We start from the raw sequence: 19,949 nt of genomic DNA on the forward strand, positions 1-19,949 counted from the left end.
ACCGCGCCCGCCCCGGGCCGCTGAGCCATGCCCATGAACCGCCTGCTGCAACTGGCCTTTGCGTTCTGGGCGCCCACCGGCGATGCACAACAGGCCGATCCGCCGGCCGACCAGGCCTTGCCGCTGACCTTCACCCCCAACGTCACCCCCCATCGGCCGCTGGCCATCTCCGAGGCCGCGCAGGCGGCACCCGGTGTGGCCACCGACGCCGCACTGCAACACCCCCAGGCCAACCGCCAGGCGCTGCTGGACGGCACCCGTGTGGCCTATCTGCTGCGCCGGGCCCGCCGCCGCAGCATCGGTTTTGTCATCGGCCCCGAAGGCCTGGTGGTCAGCGCGCCCAACCGGGTGCCGCTGCGCGAGATCGACGCCGCGCTGCAGGACAAGGCCGGCTGGGTGGTGCGCAAGCTCGGCGAGGTGCAGCTGCGCCAGGGCGCGCTGGCGGCCGCCCGCATCACCTGGTGCAACGGCGTGGTGCTGCCCTTTCTGGGCCAGCCCCTCACCGTGGTGCTGGACCCGACCCGGCCGCGCGGCGCCACGCTGGACGAGGCCAGCAGCCCCCACCGGCTGTGGGTCAGCCTGCCGCTGGACGCGTCGGCCGCGCAGATTGGCCAGACCGTGCAGGCCTGGCTGCAGCGCCAGGCACGGCGCTTGTTTGAGCAACGCTTGAACCACCACGCCCCTTTGCTGGGTGTGCAGTGGCACAAGCTGGCGCTGAGCAGCGCCGGCACCCGCTGGGGCAGCGCCAACGCGCGCGGCCACATCCGGCTCAACTGGCGGCTGATGCATTTGCGGCTGGCGGTGCTGGACTACGTGGTGGTGCACGAACTGGCCCACCTGCGGGTGATGGACCACAGCCCGCGTTTTTGGGCCACAGTGGGCAGCGTGATGCCCGACTACCCGGCGCTGCGGGCCGAACTGCGGGCCGCGGCCGTGCCCCGGTGGGACTGAGGCCTCCCAACCACCGCCAGGCCTTCAGGCCACACTGAAGCGGTACACGCCGTCGGCGTCCAGCCGGCGTTGCAGCTGGCCGTCGTACCACAACGCATGCAAATGGGCCACCGCCTCACCCAAGGCAAAGGTGGTCTGGTGCACGTCCAGCGGGCGCTTGAACATGATGGGCAGGATGTCGTGGCCGCAACAGGGGCGGGCGGCGCAGGCGTCCAGCACCTCGGCCAGGCGGTCGCGGTGGTGGTCGTGCAGCTGGCCAATGCGGGCGTGCAGGCCGGTGAAGGGCTTGCCGTGCGAGGGCAGGGTCAGGGTGCCGGTGGGCAGCGGGGCGAACTTGTCGATGGAGTCCAGAAACAGCCGCAGCGGGTTGGACTCGGGTTCGGTGTCGTAGGTGCTGACGTTGGTGGAGATGCGGGGCAGCATCATGTCGCCGCCGATCAGCACGCCCTGGCCCGTTCGTGGTGCCTCGGAGGCAGGGTCGGGGTCCGCACCCTGGCCAGGGTGCCAGACCAGGCTGGGGCAAAACAGCGCGATGTGTTCCGGCGCATGGCCGTAGCCGCTGATGCAGCGCCAGTCGTGGTCACCGACGCGCAGCACATCGCCGTCCATCAAACGCACATAGCGGTCGGGCACCGAGGGCACCATGCCGGGGTAGTAGCCGGTGCGGCCCCGGATGCTGGCCAGCGCCGCCTCGTCGCGCAGGCCATGGGCGGCAAAGAAGCGCGCCGCCGTCTCGCCGCCAAAACCGGTGGTGGCCACCGAGCCCAGCCGGGCCGCGTGGTAGTCGGTGGCGCTCATCCACAGCGGGGCCTGCCAGCGGGCGCACAGCCAGTGGGCCAGGCCCACATGGTCGGGGTGCATGTGGGTGACAATCACGCGCAGAATGGGCAGGCCTTGCAGCTCGTTGGCAAACACCTGCTCCCACAGCGCCTGGGTGTCGGCGCGGGTGATGCCGCAGTCGACCACGCTCCAACCGGGCCGTCCATCGAGCTCGTCGCGCAGCAGCCAGAGGTTGATGTGGTCCAGCGCAAAAGGCAGGCCCATGCGCAGCCAGCGCACACCGGGCGCCACTTCCAGGCTGCGGCCGGGGGCTGGCAGGGTGTTGCCATGCGGGTAGTGGAGCTGGTGTTCGAGGCTGTTCATGGGTGTTGACGTTTACGTAAACGTCATATGTAATGCGGGCATTGTAGGGACGGGCTCACCAGCGGCCCTGTCACCTCCGTACCCCTGTCACCCACCCACCATGGCCACCACCTACACCATCAGCGAACTCGCCAAGGAATTCGACCTCACCACCCGGGCCATCCGGTTCTACGAGGACATGGGGCTGCTGCAGCCCACGCGCGAGGGCGCAGGCGGCCGCAACCGCATCTACTCCGGGCGCGACCGCACCCGGCTGCGGCTGACGCTGCGGGCCAAGCGCCTGGGCCTGAGCCTGGTCGAGGCCAAGGACATCATCGACATGTACGACAGCCCGCGCGACACCGGCACCCAGCTGAAGAAGTTCCTGCTGGTGCTGGCCGACCACCGCAAGGCGCTGGAGGCCCAGATGGCCGATTTGCAGGCCAACCTGGAAGAGGTGCGGGCCCATGAAAAAGAGGCCAAGGCGGTGCTGACCCGGCTGGAAAAAGGCAAGTCCGGCGCGGCCCTTGCGTGAAACTACTTAATTGACGTTTACGTAAACGTCAATTAGACTGCGCTTCGTTTTCACCCACCGTGGGTGGCCGCCCACCGGCCCCCACCCAGCCCCATGGACACTGCCCCCACTTCCCACGAGCGCGTTGCCGCCAGCTTTGCCCGCCAGGGCCTGATGCAGCACCTCGGCGCCCGCCTGGTCTCGGCCGGCGAGGGCCGCTGCGAGGTGGTGCTGCCGTACTCCGACAAGGTGACGCAGCAGCAAGGGGGCTTCCATGGCGGCGCCATGGGCGCGTTGGCCGACATCGTCGGCGGCTATGCCGGCCTGACCCAGGCGCCCGAGGGCATGGAGGTCACCACGGTGGAATACAAGATCAATTTCCTGGCCGCCTTCCAGGGGGGCGAACTGGTCGGCCGGGGCCAGGTGCTGCGGGCCGGCAAGCGGCTCATCGTGACCCAGGCCGAGGTGGTGCACCGCGCCGCCGATGGCCGCGAATCGCCCTGCGCGGTGATGCAGCAGACGCTGATGGCCGTGCCCCAAACCTATTGAACACCTTCTCCATTCTTCAAGGACACCGACATGACCGAACTCCCAGGCCTCAATTTCCACCTTGGCGAAGACATTGACGCGCTGCGTGACGCGGTGCGCAGCTTTGCCCAGGCCGAGATCGCGCCGCGCGCCGCCGAGATCGACCGCAGCGACCAGTTCCCCATGGACCTGTGGCCCAAGATGGGCGCCCTGGGGGTGCTGGGCATCACGGTCAGCGAGGAGTACGGCGGCGCCAACATGGGCTATCTGGCCCACATGATTGCGATGGAGGAGATCTCCCGCGCCTCGGCCTCGGTGGGCCTGAGCTACGGCGCGCACAGCAATTTGTGCGTGAACCAGATCAAGCGCAACGGCACAGACGCCCAGCGCGCCAAGTACCTGCCCAAGCTGGTGTCGGGCGAGCATGTGGGTGCGCTGGCCATGAGCGAGCCGGGCGCCGGCTCGGACGTCATCAGCATGAAGCTCAAAGCCGAAGACAAAGGCGGCTACTACCTGCTCAACGGCAGCAAGATGTGGATCACAAACGGCCCGGACGCCGACACCATGGTGGTCTACGCCAAGACCGAGCCCGAGCTGGGCGCACGCGGCGTCACCGCCTTCATCGTCGAGAAGGGCATGAAGGGCTTCAGCACCGCGCAAAAGCTCGACAAGCTGGGCATGCGCGGCAGCCACACCGGTGAGATGGTGTTCCAGAACGTCGAGGTGCCGGCCGCCAACATCCTGGGCGGCCTGAACGGCGGCGCCAAGGTGCTGATGAGCGGCCTGGACTACGAGCGAGCGGTGCTGGCGGCCGGGCCCATCGGCATCATGCAGGCGGTGATGGACAACGTCGTGCCCTACATCCACGACCGCAAGCAGTTCGGCCAGAGCATCGGCGAGTTCCAGCTGATCCAGGGCAAGGTGGCCGACATGTACACCGTGCTGCAGGCGGGCAGGGCGTTCTGCTACACCATTGGCAAGAACCTCGACGCGCTGGGCGCCGCCCATGTGCGCCAGGTCCGCAAGGACTGCGCCTCGGTCATCCTGTGGTGCGCCGAAGAAGCCACCAAGATGGCCGGCAATGGTATCCAGATCTTCGGCGGCAACGGCTACATCAACGAGTACCCGCTGGGCCGGCTGTGGCGCGACGCCAAGCTGTACGAGATCGGCGCCGGCACCAGCGAAATCCGCCGCATGCTGATCGGCCGTGAGTTGTTCTCCGAAACATGCTGATCCCCCAAAACGCCAAGGCACAATTCAGACCATGTCAGACGAACTGCAACACCTCTTCGATCACAACCGCCGCTGGGCTGCGCAGATGGAGCGTGACCGCCCCGGCTTTTTCAGCAGCCTGCTGGCGCAGCAAAAGCCCCAGTACATGTGGATCGGCTGCTCCGACAGCCGCGTCCCGGCCAACCAGATCACCGGTCTGGAACCGGGCGAGGTCTTTGTGCACCGCAACGTGGCCAACGTGGTCGTGCCGACCGACCTGAACTGTTTGTCGGCCGTGCAGTACGCGGTCGATGTGCTGGAGGTCAAGCACCTGATGATCGTCGGCCACTACGGCTGCGGCGGTGTGCTGGCCGCGCTCAACAACACCCGTGTCGGTCTGGCCGACAACTGGATACGCCACATCCAGGACGTGCGCGACCTGCACCGGCCGCTGCTGGACAGGATGCCCGCCGAGGCCCGCGGCGACGCGCTGTGCGAGCTCAACGTCATCGAGCAGGTGGTCAACATGGCCCACACCACGGTGGTGCGCGACGCCTGGGCGCGTGGCCAGAAGCTCACCTTGCATGGCTGGTGTTATGGCCTGAAAGACGGCCACATCCGCAACTTGCACATGACCGTGACCGGCAATGACGTGCTGGACAGCGTGCACCGCGCTGCGGTGGCGGGCGTCCAGCCCGGCTGAGCCACAGGTGCGGGCCTGCCGCAAAATAGCGCCATGTTTCCGCAAACCCTTGACTCCACCATCGCCTACGACATCGCCAAGGCGATGATCGACGGTTTCAACCGCCACTACCGTTTGTTCCGCACCGAATCGGCGCGGGCCAAACACCGCTACGAGACGGCCGACTGGCATGGCCAGCAGCGGGCGCAACGCGAGCGCATCGAGTTCTATGACCTGCGGGTCAAGGAATGCTCGACCCGGCTGGAGCGCGAGTTCAAGGGCGGCGACCAGCCCATGGAGGTCTGGCAGCAGGTCAAGCTGCACTACATCGGGCTGCTGGTGAACCACCACCAGCCCGAGCTGGCCGAGACCTTTTTCAACTCGGTCACCACCAAGATCCTGCACCGCAGCTATTTCCACAACGACTTCATCTTTGTGCGGCCGGTGGTCAGCACCGAGTACATCGAGAACAGCGAGCCCGAGGCCAAGCCCACCTACCGCGCCTACTACCCGACCCGCGAGACCTTGCAGTCCACGCTGGTGCAGCTGATTGGCGACTACGGCCTGCGCCGCGAGTTCGATGACCTGGAGCGCGACGCCGGTTTTGTGCTGAAGGCCATGGACGGCCGCTTCGACCAGATCAAGCTGCGCGCCAACTTTCAGTTCCAGGTGCTGTCGGGCCTGTTCTTCCGCAACAAGGGCGCCTACGTGGTGGGCAAGATCATCAACGGCTTCAACGAGCTGCCGTTCGCCCTGCCCATCCTGCACAACAAACACGGCAAGCTGGTGATCGACTCGGCGCTGTTTGGCGAGGACGACCTGCTGATGCTGTTCAGCTTTGCCCGCGCCTACTTCATGGTGGAGATGGAAATCCCGTCGGCCTATGTGCAGTTTCTGCGCAGCATGATGCCGCGCAAGCCGCGCAACGAGATGTACAGCAGCCTGGGCCTGGCCAAGCAGGGCAAGACCCTGTTCTACCGCGACTTTCTCTACCACCTGCGCCACAGCACCGACAAGTTCCGCATCGCGCCCGGCATCAAGGGCATGGTGATGCTGGTGTTTGACCTGCCGAGCTTTCCCTACGTGTTCAAGGTCATCAAGGACTACTACCCGCCGCAGAAAGACACCACGCGGGAGATGATCAAGAGCAAGTATTTGCTGGTCAAGCAGCACGACCGGGTGGGCCGCATGGCCGACACGCTGGAGTACAGCGACGTCGCCTTTCCGCGTGATCGCTTTGAGGACGAACTGATCGCCGAGATCGAGAAGTTTGCCCCCAGCCTGCTGGAGATTTCCGACCGCGACGGCGACGGCCGGCTGGAGGTCATCCTCAAGCATGTCTACATTGAGCGCCGCATGATCCCGCTCAACATCTACCTGCAGGAGGCCTTTGACGCCAAGGGCGATCCGCGGGCCCAGGAGCAGATCGAGCGCGGCGTCATCGAGTACGGCAACGCCATCAAGGACCTGGTGTCGGCCAACATCTTTCCCGGCGACATGCTGTGGAAGAACTTCGGCATCACCCGCAACGGCAAGGTGGTGTTCTACGACTACGACGAGATCGAGTACATCACCGACTGCAACTTCCGCCGGGTGCCGGCGCCGCGCAACGAAGAAGACGAGATGAGCGGCGAGATCTGGTACAGCGTGGGCCCCAAAGACGTGTTCCCGGAGACCTTTGGGCCCTTCCTGCTGGGCAACCCGGCGGTGCGCCAGGTGTTCATGAAACACCATGCCGACCTGCTGGACGTGGCCTTCTGGCAAGGCCACAAAGACCGCATCGCCGCCGGCCATGTGCACGATGTCTTCCCCTACGAACGCAAACACCGCTTCGTGGAGCGCTACATCCGCCACAGCCTGACCACCTCGCCGGCCGAGTTGACCGGCAGCTGAGCATGGGCACGGTGCGTGACTTCTGGGAGTTCGCGAGCTTTGTGGTCACCACGCTGGCCCTGCCGGTGGGCATTGTGTTTTTCATGTGGGAGCAGCGCAAGGAGCGCAACAACGAGGAGGAGGCCGCCTACCAGCTGCTGTCCGACGCCTACAACGACTTCCTGAAAACCGTGCTCGCCAACCCCGACCTGCGGCTGCGCACCAACGAGCCGCTGACCAACCCCACGCCCGAGCAGAACGAACGCATCCTGGTCATCTACGACATGCTGATCTCGCTGTTCGAGCGGGCCTACCTGGTGGCCTGGAGCGAGACCATGAGCGAGGTGGAAAAACGCCGCTGGAACAGCTGGGACGACTTCATGCACGAATGGTGCCGCCGCGAGCGGTTTGCCCAGTCCCTGCCGCTGCTGTTGCGGGGTGAAGACCCGCAGTTCCAGCAACACATTCTGCGCATCGCCGCGCAAGAGGGCGTGGCCCGCATGGACCCGGGCTGAGCAGCAGCCCCCAAACACGGGCGCTGTGGAGGTGTTTTGCCGCCGTCGGGTTGATTGACGTTTACGTAAACGTAAACTAAACTGGCGAGCGGAAGGGCCTGGCCCTGCAACGCTCCGTTCCACCCGTTCACTTTCTGAAGAGGATCTCTCCATGTCGGACTCCATCGTCATCACCGGCGCCGCCCGCACCCCCATGGGCGGCTTTCAGGGCGACTTTTCCAGCCTGGCCGCCCACGACCTGGGCGGGGCCGCCATCAAGGCCGCGGTGGCGCGTGCCGGTGTGTCGCCGGAGGTGGTGACCGAGGTCTTGTTCGGCAACTGCCTGATGGCCGGCCAGGGCCAGGCGCCGGCCCGTCAGGCCGCGTTCAAGGGCGGCCTGCCCAAGGGCGCGGGCGCGGTCACGCTGAGCAAGATGTGTGGCTCGGGCATGCGTGCGGCCATGTTCGCCCACGACATGCTGCTGGCCGGCAGCCACGAGGTCCTGGTGGCCGGGGGCATGGAGAGCATGACCAACGCGCCGCATCTGCTGCCCAAGGGCCGCAGCGGCATCCGCATCGGCCACGACCGGGTGATGGACCACATGATGCTGGACGGCCTGGAAGACGCCTACGAGGCCGGCCGCTCCATGGGCACCTTTGGCGAAGACTGCGCCGCCAAGTACAGCTTCACCCGCGAGCAGCAAGACGCCTTTGCGATGGCCAGCGTGCAGCGCGCGCAGAACGCCACCACTTCGGGCGCCTTTGCCGCCGAGATCACGCCGGTGACGGTCAAGACCCGCGCCGGCGAGACGGTGGTTGCCATCGACGAAGGCCCGGGAAAGATCAAGCTCGACAAGATCCCCGGCCTCAAGCCCGCGTTCAAGAAAGACGGCACCATCACCGCCGCCTCCAGCTCGTCCATCAACGACGGCGCGGCCGCGCTGGTGATGATGAAGGCCTCCACCGCGCAAAAGCTGGGCAGCACGCCCATCGCCCGCGTGGTGGCCCACGCCACCCATGCCCAGGAGCCGAACTGGTTTGCCACCGCACCGGTGGGCGCCACCCAGAAGCTGCTGGCCAAGGCCGGTTGGACGGTGGCCGACGTGGACCTGTGGGAGATCAACGAGGCCTTCGCCGTCGTGCCCATGGCGCTGATGACCGAGCTGGCCATCCCGCACGACAAGGTCAACGTCAACGGCGGCGCCTGCGCTTTAGGCCACCCCATCGGTGCCAGCGGCGCCCGCATCCTGGTGACGCTGATTTACGCGCTCAAGGCCCGGGGCCTGAAAAAAGGCGTGGCCACGCTGTGCATCGGCGGCGGCGAAGCCACCGCCATGGCCATCGAACTGCTCTGACCCGCCCATGCTGCTGAACCCCGACCAACAGGCCGTGCGCGAGGCGGTGCGCGCCTTTGCCCAGCAGGAGCTGTGGCCCCATGCCGCGCGCTGGGACAAGGAACACCATTTCCCGCGCGAAGCCCACCAGGGCCTGGCGGCGCTGGGCGCCTACGGCATCTGTGTGCCCGAGGCCTATGGCGGCGCCAATTTCGACTACGTCACGCTGGCCGTGGTGCTGGAGGAAATTGCCGCCGGTGACGGTGGCACCAGCACCGCCATCAGCGTCACCAACTGCCCGGTCAACGCCATCCTGATGCGCTACGGCAGCGAGGCGCAAAAGCAGCGCTGGCTGGTGCCCTTGGCCCAGGGTCAGATGCTGGGCGCCTTCTGCCTGACCGAGCCCCAGGTGGGCAGCGACGCCTCAGGCCTGAAAACCACCGCGGTGAAAGACGGTGACGGCTATGTGCTGAACGGTGTCAAGCAGTTCATCACCAGCGGCCAGCAGGGCCAGGTGGCCATCGTCATTGCGGTGACCGACAAGGCCGCCGGAAAGAAGGGCATGAGCGCCTTCATCGTGCCCACCGACGCACCCGGCTATGTGGTGGCGCGGCTGGAAGACAAGCTGGGCCAGCACAGCAGCGACACCGCGCAGATCAATTTCGACCAATGCCGCATCCCGGCCGAAAACCTGATTGGCGCCGAAGGCGAGGGCTACAAGATCGCCCTCGGTGGCCTGGAAGGCGGCCGCATCGGCATCGCCTCGCAAAGCATCGGCATGGCCCGCAGCGCCTTCGAGGTGGCGGTGGACTACGCCAAACAGCGCGAGAGTTTCGGCACGCCCATCTTCAACCACCAGGCCGTGGGCTTCCGGCTGGCCGAATGCGCCACCCAGATCGAGGCCGCCCGCCAGCTCACCTGGCATGCGGCGGCCATGCGCGACGCCGGTCTGCCCTGTTTGAAAGAGGCCGCCATGGCCAAGCTGTTCGCCAGCGAGATGGCCGAGCGCGTCTGCACCACCGCCATCCAGACCCTGGGCGGCTACGGCTATGTCAGTGACTTTCCGGTCGAGCGCATCTACCGCGACGTGCGGGTCTGCCAGATTTACGAAGGCACGAGCGACGTGCAAAAGATTTTGATCCAGCGCGCGCTGGCCTGAACGAGAACCCCCCATGCCCATCACCAAAGGTTTCCGTGCACTGGTTGACGAGGCGCTGGCCCAGGTCACCACCCTGAGCCCGGCGCAGGTGGCGGCCCGGCTGGGCCAGCCCCAGGTGCGCATCGTCGACATCCGCGACCCGCGCGAGCTGGAACTGCACGGCCTGATTCCCGGCGCCTTCCATGCCACCCGCGGCATGCTGGAGTTCTGGGTCGATCCGGCCTCGCCCTATTTCAAACCCTATTTCGCCGACGAATCGGCCGAGTACATCCTGTACTGCGGCGGTGGCTGGCGCAGCGCGCTGGCCGCCAAGGCCTTGCAGGACATGGGCATGGCCAACGTCGCCCACATGGACGGCGGTTTCACCGACTGGGCCCAGCAGGGCCTGCCCACCGAAACCCTGGCCGAGCGCCAGGCCCGCAAGGCCGCCAAAACCTGAGCCCATGGCCAAGGCCGCTGTTGACCCGGTTTGCCCCTGTGGCGGTACCCGTCTGGACGACAAGCCCTGGCAGGCGCCGCGCGCTTACGCCGACTGCTGCGGCCGCTTCATCGACGGCGGGCAGTTGGCCCCGGACGCCGAGGCGCTGATGCGCTCGCGCTACACCGCTTTCACGCAAGGCCACGAGGCCTACCTGCTGGCCAGCTGGCATGCCAGCCAGCGGCCGGCCGATGTGCGCCCCGAGCCCGGCACCCGCTGGCTGGGCCTGGAGGTGCGTGACCACCAGGTGCTGGACAGCGCCCATGCCGAGGTGGCGTTCGTTGCCCGTATGCGCCACCCCGGTGGCCAGGCCAGCCGGCTGCACGAGCGCAGCCGCTTTGTGCGAGAGGCCGACGGCCGCTGGTATTACCTGGACGGGGAGCCGCGTTGATGCGCTTCACGGCCGTGCTCTTCGACTGCGATGGCGTGCTGGTCGACAGCGAACCCATCACCAACGGTGTGCTGCGCGACATGCTGGACGAGAGCGGCTGGGCCTTGTCGTCGGCCGAGTGCATGCGCATCTTCATTGGCAAGGCGGTGCGCGACGAGCGTGCGCTGATCGAGGCCCGCACCGGCCAGCCGTTGACCGAGGACTGGATGGCGCGCTTTTACGCAAGGCGCAACCAGCGGCTGGCGGCGGAACTGCAGGCCATTCCCGGGGCAGTGGCCAGCGTCGCTGCGCTGCACGCCCGCCTGGACGGGCGGCTGGCCTGCGCCTCGGGCGCCGACCTGGCCAAGGTGGTGATGCAGCTGGAGATGGTGGACCTGTCGCGCTACTTCGGCGATGCGGTGTTCAGCGGCCATGACCTGCCGCGCTCCAAACCGGCGCCCGACGTTTACCTGGCCGCGGCCGCGCATTTGGCGGTGCCACCGGCGCAATGCCTGGTGGTGGAGGACACCCCCACCGGGGTGACGGCGGGCGTGGCGGCCGGTGCCACGGTGTGGGCTTATTGCCCGGACCCGGCCAAGGGCGACGCCCTGCAGGCGGCCGGTGCGCAGCGGCTGTTTGCCGACATGGCGCGGCTGCCAGAAATGCTGGCCACCGCCTGAATCAGCCGAACGGCCGCATCAACGGCGCCGGCGTGGTGGGCACCCCCTGGTCCAGCGCGGCCTGGTGCTCCACCTGCAGGGCGCGCCGGTAGGCTGGCCGCTGTTGCAGGCTGGCCCAGTAGCGGCCCACCGCCGCTGGAAACTGCGGCGCCAGGCCCAGGTGGTCGGCCACCATCAGCGCATAACCCATGGACACGTCGGCGGCGGTGAAGCGGCCGGCACAGACAAAGTCAGGCTGCTGCTGCAACGCGTTGTCCAGCCAGCGCAGCCGGGCCAGAAACCAGCGCGCGTAGCCGTCGGCCACGGCCGGCAGGCGCTGCGCGGGCGGCTCGAAGTGCCGGTAACGCAGCACCAGCGTCTGCGGAAAGGTCAAGGTGGCTTCGCCCTGGTGCAGCCCATTCAGGTAGGCACCATAGGCCGGGTCGGTGGGGGCCACGTCCAGCGCACCGTTGCCATGGCGGGCCGCCAGGTACTGGCAGATCGCCGCCGACTCGGTCATGCGCACCGCGCCGTCCTCCAGCAAGGGCACAGTGCCCAGCGGGTTGTCGGCCAGGAAAGACTTGGCCAGTGCCCGCGGCGGGAAGGGCAGCATGCGCAGCTGGCAGGGCAGGCCCAGCTCTTCCAGCAGCCACAGCGGGCGGAAGGAGCGGGCACCGACGCAGTGGTGCAGAACAAGGGTGGTCATGTGCCCAGTCTAGACGCGGTGACGGCACCGATGCCGCCGTTTCAAACCCCGATGGCGACAGGCGGCGCGGTGTTCACTCGGTGAGGGTCGCTGCCTCGCTGCCGGTCTGGCCCCATTCCCGCAGACGGCGGTACAGCAGGCCACGCGACACCCCCAGCGTGCGGGCCGCGCGAGACACATTGCCCTTGGCCGCGGCCAGCGCCTGTTCGATGGTCTGGCGGTTGGCCAGTTCCAGCGAGACCGGCGGGCTTTGGGTGGGTGGGGTCACCACCGGCGCCACCGGTTCGACGGTGATGGGGGCGGCTGGTGCGGGCGGCTGCGGATGCTGCAGCGAAACCCGGGTGCCGCTGAGACCGTCGGAGCCCAGCAGCTGCACCGTGGCCCACACGCCCAGGCCGTTGGCCGCACGGTACATGCGTGCCGTGCCAGCGGCTGCCGCGGCGAGAAAGGTGTGGAAGTGGGCGCCCAGCAGGTCTTCGCACTGCAGGCGGCCGCCATCGCGGCTGGCCTGGTGACGGGCCAGCAGGCGTTCGGCGGTGGCGTTCATCCAGGCGATGCTGCCGTCGCCGTCCAGCGCTACTAGGCCTTCGAGCGGCGTGCCAAACAGCGTTGGGTTGACCTGCAGCCGCAGCAGCAGCGGGCTGTGCGAGCTGGCGATCAGCAGCCGGTTCTCGATGCCGGTGGCGTACATGCCCACCAGCGCTGGCACGTCGAAGGGCAGGCGGGCGTTTTCGATGGAAATGTCGAGCACCGCGGCCAGCGAGCCCGAGGCCTCGCGGATGGGGGCGGCGGCGCAGTACATGCCGACCACGTTCTCGAAGAAATGCTCAGGGCCGTGCACCGCGCAAGCATTGCCGGTCTTCACCACGATGCCGGGTGCGCAGGTGCCGACCTCGTCTTCGGCCAGGTTGACACCCACCCGCGTGACCAGCCGGGTCATGGTGCCGTCGGCCGGCGCCGCTGGGCTGGCGTTGATGACCACGCCCTGGGCGTCGGTCAGGATGACGCGGCAGCCGCTGCCGTAGATGGCCATTTCCAGCTCGTCCAGCACCGGCCGGGCCGATTCGAGCAGGGTGCGGTTGCGCTGCAACGCGTATTGGCTGCGGGCGGAGGTGACAGGGGAGAAGGCGGCGCGCTCGGCAGGCGCGCGGCGGGCCCGCAGGCAACGGCCCCAAGACTGGATCACCGCCTCCGGCACCAGGCCAGTGGGCAGCTCGCCTTCTTCAAAAAAGCGCTGTCGGGCGAGCTCGGCGCGCTGCTCGGGCGTGACAAAAAAAGGGCCGGAGGGGACGGTGATTTTGGCGTGCATGGAACCGCATCGGGCTGAAGAGCCCGCATCTTGTTCTAAGACGGGACGATTTGATGGCCGGGAAAACCCGATGTGTTGAGGACGCTCGTGAACCGCGAAAGTACCCACCGTGCGGCGCCTGCTGGTGCGGCACCGGGCGGGCCTGCTGGCCGTCCGTGCCGCGTGACAGCCACGCGGTGGCTTCATCCGCAGACGACAAGACCCTGAAAAATCATCGAGGAGAAAACATGCTTTCCACGTTTCTGAAAACCATTGTCCGTGGTGCTGCAGCCAGCGCCCTGGCCACCACCGCCTTGTTGCAGCCCGCGCACGCGCTGGACGTTGACGCCGGCGACTACACGGCCCTGCCGGCCGGCACCAACCTGGCCCTCGTCTACGGCCAACACGCCCAGCGCAACGCCCTCTACAGCAACGGCAACAAGGCGCCTGGCAACAACAAGCTCGATTCCGACATCGGCATCATTCGCCTGGTGCACTTCATGGATATCGGCGGCTACATCGTCGACCCGCAGATCATCCTGCCCTTCGGCAAGCTCAAGGCCAAGGGCGACCTGGGCCCTGTGCTGGGCAGCAACAGCGGCGTGGGCGACATGCTGGTGGGCGCCACCGTGTGGTTCAACCCGCCCAGCAGCAAGACCCATTTCGGCATCACCCCCTTCCTGTCGCTGCCCATCGGCCAGTACAACAAGAACGACCCGCTGAGCCTGGGCGAGAACCGCTACAAGCTGATCCTGAACACCGGCTACATCACGCCGCTGACCGACAAGGTCACCATGGACCTGGTGGCCGACGTCACCTTGTTTGGCAAAAACAACGACATCGCCGGCGGCGGCACGCTGAAGCAAAAAGCCCAGTACCAGTTCCAGGGCTTCCTGCGCTACGCCCTGTCGGGCAGCACCGACCTGCGCGGCGGTGTGTCCTACACCACCGGCGGCGAGACCCGCGTCAACGGTGTCGACCAGAACAACAAGAACCAGACCGTCAAGTTCAATGTCGGCGTGGCCCATTTCCTGTCACCCACCCAGCAGGTGCTGGCCACCGTGGGCCGCGACACCTCGGTTGAAAACGGCTTCCGCGAGAACGCCCGTTTGAACCTGCGCTTCCTGCAGGTGTTTTGATCTGACGCCCCGGGATCAACCCGGGTTCACCATCCTCTGAATCAGTGCAAGGGGATCCTTCAAGGCCGAGGTCTTGACAAGGTTGGGGGCTGTGCGGGGCTGTACCGCGCAGCCTCTTTTTTTTCGGCCGGCGATCCGTCCCAGTCTCATACACTGCGCCGTATGAACCCCGTCGCCGCCACCCCGATGGCTTTTGTGCGCATGCTGCTGCAGGCCTACGCCCAGCGTGGCCTGGACCCGGCGCAGGCCCTGGCGGCCGCCCAGATTGCACCCGACCAGGTGGCCCTGCCACAGGCCAGCATCACCTCGCGCCAGCTGGAGCAACTGGCCGGCGCGGCGATGCGCGAGCTCGACGACGAGGGCCTGGGCTGGTTCTCGCGCCGCCTGCCCTGGGGCAGCTACGGCATGCTGGTGCGGGCCTCGCTCAGCGCACCCAGCCTGGGTGTGGCATTGACCCGCTGGTGCCGCCACCACCACCTGCTGACCGACGACGTGGAACTGCGGCTGGAACGCCAGCAGGGCGAGGCGGTGGTGCGGCTGATCGAACAGCGCGCCGTGGGCCCGGCCCGCGAGTTCTGCCTGGTGACGCTGCTGCGCAACCTGCACGGCGTGGCCTGCTGGCTGGTGGACTCGCGCATCCCGCTGCGCCAGGTGGAGTTCCCGCTGGCCACCCCGCCCCATGCCGAGGTCTACAACCGGTTGTTTCCGGGGCCGGTTTATTTTGGCGCGCCCGAGGCCGGGCTGCGTTTCGACGCCCGCTACCTTGATTTGCCGCTGCGCCGCGACGACAAGGCGCTGGACGCCATGCTGACCGACGCGCTGACGCTGATCGTGCGGCCCTACACCCGCGACCGGCTGCTGGTGCAACAGGTCCGCATGCTGCTGCACAGCCAGCCCCAGGCCAGCACCGCCGACGACCTGGCCAGCGCGCTGAGCCTGTCCAGCCGCACGCTGCACCGCCAGCTGCGCGAGGAGGGCGCCTCGCTGCAGGCGCTGAAAGACGAGGTGCGGCGACGCCGCGCCATGGACGCGCTGGGCCGCACCCAGCGGCCGGTCAAGCAGGTGGCGCAGGCCGTGGGTTTCGCCAACGAAAAGAGTTTTGCCCGGGCCTTTCGCCAGTGGACCGGCGAGTCGCCGGTGGACTACCGGCGCCGCATCAACCCCGCCCGCTGAAGCCGCGGCCGGGTGAACGGCTGGGCGAAAAAGCTGGCAGGATTTGCAACCTGGCTGGCCGACGCGGAGCGCCTGCTGGGCCTAAGCTGTCGCCAGCAGCCAGAACCACGAGACACACAATGGAGACCCGGCCATGACATCCCCCTCCAGCGCCGCGCCGTTGGCCCTCAGCCAGGCCAGCGGGCCGACCACCCCGCCGCTGATCGCGCAGACCATTGGCGCGTTTTTTGACGCCATGGTGGAGCGCCAGCCCCAGCGGGAGGCCCTGGTCAGCGCCCACCAGCAGCGCCGTTACAGCTACCGCGCGCTGCAGACCGAGGCCCGCCGGCTGGCCAGCGCCTTGCTGGGCTGCGGCCTGCAGCCGGGCGACCGGGTGGGCATTTGGTCCCACAACAACGCCGAATGGGTGCTGCTGCAGATCGCCACCGCTCAGGTGGGCCTGATCCTGGTCAACATCAACCCGGCCTACCGCACCGCCGAGCTGGAGTACGCGCTGAACAAGGTGGGCTGCCAGGCCCTGGTGAGCATGGCGCGTTTCAAGACCAGCGACTACCTGGCCATGCTGCGTGAGCTGGCGCCCGAGCTGGATGGCGCCATACCCGGCCAATTGCAGGCCGCTCGTTTGCCCGCGCTGCGCACCGTGGTCTGGATCGATGTGGCCGGCGAGGGCGAAGACATCCCTGGCACGCTGCGCTTCTCGCAGCTGCTGGCCACTGGCGACCCGGCCGATGCCCGCATCGCGCAGATCGGCGCCACGCTCCAGGCCAGCGACCCCATCAACGTGCAGTTCACCAGCGGCACCACCGGTTTCCCCAAGGGCGCGACGCTGACCCACCACAACATCCTGAACAACGGCTTTTTCATTGGCGAATGCATGAAGCTGACGCCGGCCGACCGGCTGTGCATCCCGGTGCCGCTGTACCACTGCTTCGGCATGGTGCTGGGCAACCTGGCCTGCATCACGCACGGCAGCACCATGGTCTACCCCAACGACGGTTTCGATCCGCTCACGGTGCTGCAGACGGTGCAGGCCGAAAAATGCACCGGTCTGCACGGCGTGCCCACGATGTTCATCGCCGCGCTGGACCACCCGCGCTTCAGGGAGTTTGATCTGTCCACGCTGCGCACCGGCATCATGGCCGGCTCGCCCTGTCCGACCGAGGTGATGAAGCGGGTGGTGGGCGACATGCACATGGACCAGGTGACCATCGCTTACGGCATGACGGAAACCAGCCCGGTCAGCTGCCAGAGCCACACCGACACCCCGCTGGCCAAGCGGGTGGCCACGGTGGGCCAGGTGCAGCCGCACTTGCAGGTCAAGATCGTCGACCCCGACAGCGGCGCGGTGCTGCCGCGTGGCGAACGCGGTGAGTTCTGCACCAAGGGCTATTCGGTGATGCAGGGCTATTGGGGAGATGCCGAGAAAACCCGCGAGGCGGTGGATGCCGAGGGCTGGATGCACACCGGCGACCTGGCCACCATGGACGCTGAGGGCTATGTCAATATCGTCGGCCGCATCAAGGACATGGTGATCCGCGGCGGCGAAAACATCTACCCGCGCGAGATCGAGGAATTTCTGTACCGCATGCCGGCGGTGCAGGACGTGCAGGTGGTCGGCGTCCCCGACAAACGCTATGGCGAGGAGCTGTGCGCCTGGGTCATCACCAAGCCCGGCGCCACGCTGACCGAAGACGCGGTGCGCGATTTCTGCAAGGGCCAGATCGCCCACTACAAGGTGCCCCGCCACATCCGCTTCGTGACCGCCTTCCCGATGACGGTCACCGGCAAAATCCAGAAATTCAAGATTCGCGACGCGATGAAAGAAGAGCTGGGACTGGAAGAAGAAAGAACCGCATGAGCATCCTCGACACCCAACTGAACGCCCGATCCGCCGACTTTCAGGCCAACGCCGCCGCCATGCGCAAGCTGGTGGACGACCTGAACGTGCAAATCGCCAAAGCCGCCGCCGGCGGCGGCGAGGCCGCCCGGGCCAAACACACCGGCCGCGGCAAACTGCTGCCGCGTGACCGGGTGCAGATGCTGCTGGACCCCGGCACCCCTTTCCTGGAGATTGCACCGCTGGCCGCGTTGGCCATGTACCCCGACCGCGACGGCAGCGACAGCGCACCCTGTGCCGGCGTGATCGCCGGCATTGGCCGGGTCAGCGGGGTGGACTGCCTGATTGTGTGCAACGACGCCACGGTGAAGGGCGGTACCTACTACCCGATGACGGTGAAAAAGCATTTGCGCGCGCAGGAAATCGCCGCGCAGAACCGCCTGCCCTGCATCTACCTGGTGGACAGCGGTGGCGCCAACCTGCCCAACCAGGACGAGGTGTTCCCCGACCGCGACCATTTCGGCCGCATCTTCTTCAACCAGGCCAACATGAGCGCCCAAGGCATCGCGCAGATCGCGGTGGTCATGGGCTCGTGCACCGCCGGCGGTGCCTATGTGCCGGCGATGAGCGACGAGACCATCATCGTCAAGAACCAGGGCACGATTTTCCTCGGCGGCCCGCCGCTGGTGAAGGCCGCCACCGGTGAGGTGGTCACGGCTGAAGACCTGGGCGGCGGCGATGTCCATACCCGGCTCTCGGGCGTGGCCGACCACCTGGCGCAGAACGATTTGCATGCGCTGTCGCTGGCGCGCAATGCGGTGAAGAACCTCAACGCCACCAAGCCGCAACCGTTTGCGCTGCACGCACCGCAACCCCCCAAATTCCCGGCCGAGGAGCTGTACGGCGTGATCCCCACCGACACCCGCAAGCCTTTTGATGTGCGTGAAATCATCGCCCGCATCGTCGATGGCAGCGAGTTCGACGAGTTCAAGGCCCGTTTCGGCGCCACGCTGGTCTGTGGCTTCGCCCGCATCGAAGGCATGCCGGTGGGCATCATCGCCAACAACGGCATTTTGTTCAGCGAGTCGGCGCTGAAAGGCGCGCACTTCATCGAGCTGTGTTGCCAGCGCAAGATCCCACTGGTGTTTTTGCAGAACATCACCGGCTTCATGGTCGGCCGCAAGTACGAGAACGAAGGCATTGCCCGCAACGGCGCCAAGATGGTCACCGCCGTGGCCACGGCCCAGGTGCCCAAGTTCACCGTCATCATCGGCGGCAGCTTTGGCGCCGGCAATTACGGCATGTGTGGCAGGGCCTACAGCCCGCGCTTTTTGTGGATGTGGCCCAACGCTCGCATCTCGGTGATGGGTGGCGAACAGGCCGCCAGCGTGCTGGCCACGGTCAAGCGCGACGGCATCGAAGGCAAGGGCGGCCAGTGGAGCGCGGCCGAAGAAGAGGCCTTCAAGGCCCCCATTCGCCAGCAGTACGAAGACCAGGGCCACCCTTATTACGCCACCGCCCGGTTGTGGGACGACGGCGTGATCGACCCGGCCGACACCCGCCGTGTGCTGGCCCTCGGCCTGAGCGCGGCCATGAACGCGCCGATTCCCGACACCAAGTTCGGCCTGTTCCGGATGTGATGGCCATGCAATACCTTCTGATTGACACCACCGGCCATGTGGCCACCGTGCGCCTGAACCGGCCCGAGGTGCGCAACGCCTTCAACAGCGCGCTGATCGCCGAGCTGACCCAGGCCTTTCGCGAGCTGGGTCAGCGCGCCGACGTGCGGGCCATCGTGCTGGCCGCCGAGGGCCCGGCCTTCTGCGCCGGCGGCGACCTGAACTGGATGCGCAGCATGGCCGACTACACCCGCGAACAGAACCTGGCCGACGCCACGCTGCTCTCGGACATGCTGCAGGCCATCTACCGCTGCCCGCAGCCCACGCTGGCCGCCATCCACGGCGACGTGTTCGCCGGCGGCATGGGGCTGGTGGCGGCCTGCGACATGGCCATCAGCGTGGACCAGGCGAACTTTTGCCTCAGCGAGGTCAAGCTGGGGCTGGTTCCGGCCACCATCAGCCCCTACGTCATCCGCGCCATGGGCGCCCGCGCGGCCCACCGCTACTTCCTCACCGCCGAGCGCTTCAGCGCCGCCGAGGCGCTGCGCATCGGCTTCGTGCACGAGGTGGTGGCCGCCGACGCGCTGGCCGAGCGCGTGGCCACGCTGGCGCAGGCGCTGGTGAGCGCCGGCCCCGAGGCCTTGAAGGCCTGCAAGCGGCTGCTGCACGACGTGGCCGGCGCCGAACTCACGCCCGAGCTGCTGGCGCTGACGGTGAAAGGCATTGCCGACATCCGCGCCAGCGACGAAGGCAAGGAGGGTGTGTCGTCCTTTTTGCAAAAGCGCAAGCCGAACTGGCTGCCGCAGGCCTGAA

20 protein-coding genes are annotated in these 19,949 nt (G+C 67.2%); 17 read left to right on the forward strand and 3 right to left on the reverse strand.

Annotation, left to right across the window (positions count from 1 at the left end):
• Positions 1-33 precede the first annotated feature (33 nt).
• A complete protein-coding gene (locus AC4BAR_RS00535) occupies positions 34-951 on the forward strand; it encodes a M48 family metallopeptidase (RefSeq protein WP_490625865.1) in 918 nt (305 codons plus the stop codon).
• A gap of 24 nt (positions 952-975) precedes the next feature.
• Here AC4BAR_RS00535 and AC4BAR_RS00540 read toward each other — a convergent pair whose 3' ends face one another.
• Positions 976-2,094 (reverse strand): MBL fold metallo-hydrolase, encoded by a 1,119-nt coding sequence (locus AC4BAR_RS00540; protein WP_490625866.1) that lies wholly within the window; start codon positions 2,092-2,094, stop codon positions 976-978.
• Positions 2,095-2,194: 100 nt separating this feature from the next.
• Here AC4BAR_RS00540 and AC4BAR_RS00545 point away from each other — a divergent pair, with 100 nt between their 5' ends.
• From AC4BAR_RS00545 to AC4BAR_RS00595, 11 genes are all read left to right on the forward strand, one after another.
• Positions 2,195-2,608 (forward strand): MerR family transcriptional regulator, encoded by a 414-nt coding sequence (locus AC4BAR_RS00545; RefSeq protein ID WP_490625867.1) that lies wholly within the window; start codon positions 2,195-2,197, stop codon positions 2,606-2,608.
• Positions 2,609-2,701: 93 nt separating this feature from the next.
• Positions 2,702-3,136, forward strand: a complete 435-nt coding sequence (locus AC4BAR_RS00550; protein WP_490625868.1) for a PaaI family thioesterase — start codon at positions 2,702-2,704, stop codon at positions 3,134-3,136.
• A gap of 30 nt (positions 3,137-3,166) precedes the next feature.
• Positions 3,167-4,348 carry an isovaleryl-CoA dehydrogenase gene (locus AC4BAR_RS00555; RefSeq protein ID WP_490625869.1) on the forward strand — a complete coding sequence of 394 codons (1,182 nt, stop codon included), beginning with the start codon at positions 3,167-3,169 and terminating at the stop codon, positions 4,346-4,348.
• A gap of 31 nt (positions 4,349-4,379) precedes the next feature.
• Positions 4,380-5,030: a carbonate dehydratase gene (can, locus tag AC4BAR_RS00560; RefSeq protein WP_490625870.1), complete on the forward strand. Its 651-nt coding sequence runs from the start codon at positions 4,380-4,382 to the stop codon at positions 5,028-5,030.
• Positions 5,031-5,063: 33 nt separating this feature from the next.
• Positions 5,064-6,902: a bifunctional isocitrate dehydrogenase kinase/phosphatase gene (gene aceK, locus AC4BAR_RS00565; protein WP_490625871.1), complete on the forward strand. Its 1,839-nt coding sequence runs from the start codon at positions 5,064-5,066 to the stop codon at positions 6,900-6,902.
• A 2-nt stretch (positions 6,903-6,904) separates the two neighbouring features.
• Positions 6,905-7,396 carry a hypothetical protein gene (locus tag AC4BAR_RS00570; RefSeq protein WP_490625872.1) on the forward strand — a complete coding sequence of 164 codons (492 nt, stop codon included), beginning with the start codon at positions 6,905-6,907 and terminating at the stop codon, positions 7,394-7,396.
• Positions 7,397-7,547: 151 nt separating this feature from the next.
• A complete protein-coding gene (locus AC4BAR_RS00575) occupies positions 7,548-8,729 on the forward strand; it encodes an acetyl-CoA C-acyltransferase (protein WP_490625873.1) in 1,182 nt (393 codons plus the stop codon).
• 7 nt (positions 8,730-8,736) lie between these two features.
• Positions 8,737-9,867, forward strand: coding sequence for an acyl-CoA dehydrogenase family protein (locus AC4BAR_RS00580; protein ID WP_490625874.1), 1,131 nt, complete (start codon positions 8,737-8,739; stop codon positions 9,865-9,867).
• 13 nt (positions 9,868-9,880) lie between these two features.
• Complete coding sequence (locus AC4BAR_RS00585) at positions 9,881-10,306, forward strand: rhodanese-like domain-containing protein (RefSeq protein WP_490625875.1); 426 nt, start codon at positions 9,881-9,883, stop codon at positions 10,304-10,306.
• 4 nt (positions 10,307-10,310) lie between these two features.
• Entirely contained in the window at positions 10,311-10,736 is a 426-nt protein-coding gene (locus AC4BAR_RS00590) for a YchJ family protein (protein WP_490625876.1), read from the forward strand.
• On the forward strand, positions 10,736-11,395 hold the full coding sequence (locus tag AC4BAR_RS00595; protein ID WP_490625877.1) for an HAD family hydrolase: 660 nt from the start codon (positions 10,736-10,738) through the stop codon (positions 11,393-11,395). Before AC4BAR_RS00590 ends, AC4BAR_RS00595 begins: the two co-directional genes overlap by 1 nt.
• Before the next feature lies 1 nt (position 11,396).
• Here AC4BAR_RS00595 and AC4BAR_RS00600 read toward each other — a convergent pair whose 3' ends face one another.
• Positions 11,397-12,080, reverse strand: coding sequence for a glutathione S-transferase family protein (locus AC4BAR_RS00600; RefSeq protein ID WP_490625878.1), 684 nt, complete (start codon positions 12,078-12,080; stop codon positions 11,397-11,399).
• Between the two features lie 73 nt (positions 12,081-12,153).
• On the reverse strand, positions 12,154-13,389 hold the full coding sequence (locus AC4BAR_RS00605) for a helix-turn-helix domain-containing protein (protein ID WP_490625879.1): 1,236 nt from the start codon (positions 13,387-13,389) through the stop codon (positions 12,154-12,156).
• Positions 13,390-13,616: 227 nt separating this feature from the next.
• On the opposite strand from AC4BAR_RS00605, the gene AC4BAR_RS00610 reads away from it, so the two are divergent.
• The 5 genes from AC4BAR_RS00610 (at position 13,617) to AC4BAR_RS00630 (ending at position 19,948) form a co-directional block, all read left to right on the forward strand.
• The gene (locus AC4BAR_RS00610) at positions 13,617-14,507 is read left to right on the forward strand and encodes a transporter (protein WP_490625880.1); all 891 of its coding nucleotides are present in this window, start codon (positions 13,617-13,619) and stop codon (positions 14,505-14,507) included.
• 162 nt (positions 14,508-14,669) lie between these two features.
• Positions 14,670-15,680 (forward strand): AraC family transcriptional regulator, encoded by a 1,011-nt coding sequence (locus tag AC4BAR_RS00615; protein WP_490625881.1) that lies wholly within the window; start codon positions 14,670-14,672, stop codon positions 15,678-15,680.
• Positions 15,681-15,813: 133 nt separating this feature from the next.
• Positions 15,814-17,538 (forward strand): AMP-binding protein, encoded by a 1,725-nt coding sequence (locus tag AC4BAR_RS00620; RefSeq protein WP_490625882.1) that lies wholly within the window; start codon positions 15,814-15,816, stop codon positions 17,536-17,538.
• Positions 17,535-19,157, forward strand: a complete 1,623-nt coding sequence (locus tag AC4BAR_RS00625; protein WP_490625883.1) for a carboxyl transferase domain-containing protein — start codon at positions 17,535-17,537, stop codon at positions 19,155-19,157. Before AC4BAR_RS00620 ends, AC4BAR_RS00625 begins: the two co-directional genes overlap by 4 nt.
• Positions 19,157-19,948, forward strand: a complete 792-nt coding sequence (locus AC4BAR_RS00630; RefSeq protein ID WP_490625884.1) for an enoyl-CoA hydratase/isomerase family protein — start codon at positions 19,157-19,159, stop codon at positions 19,946-19,948. Before AC4BAR_RS00625 ends, AC4BAR_RS00630 begins: the two co-directional genes overlap by 1 nt.
• Position 19,949: the final 1 nt, after the last annotated feature.

This window comes from Rhodoferax sp. SPJ4 (assembly GCF_058216275.1).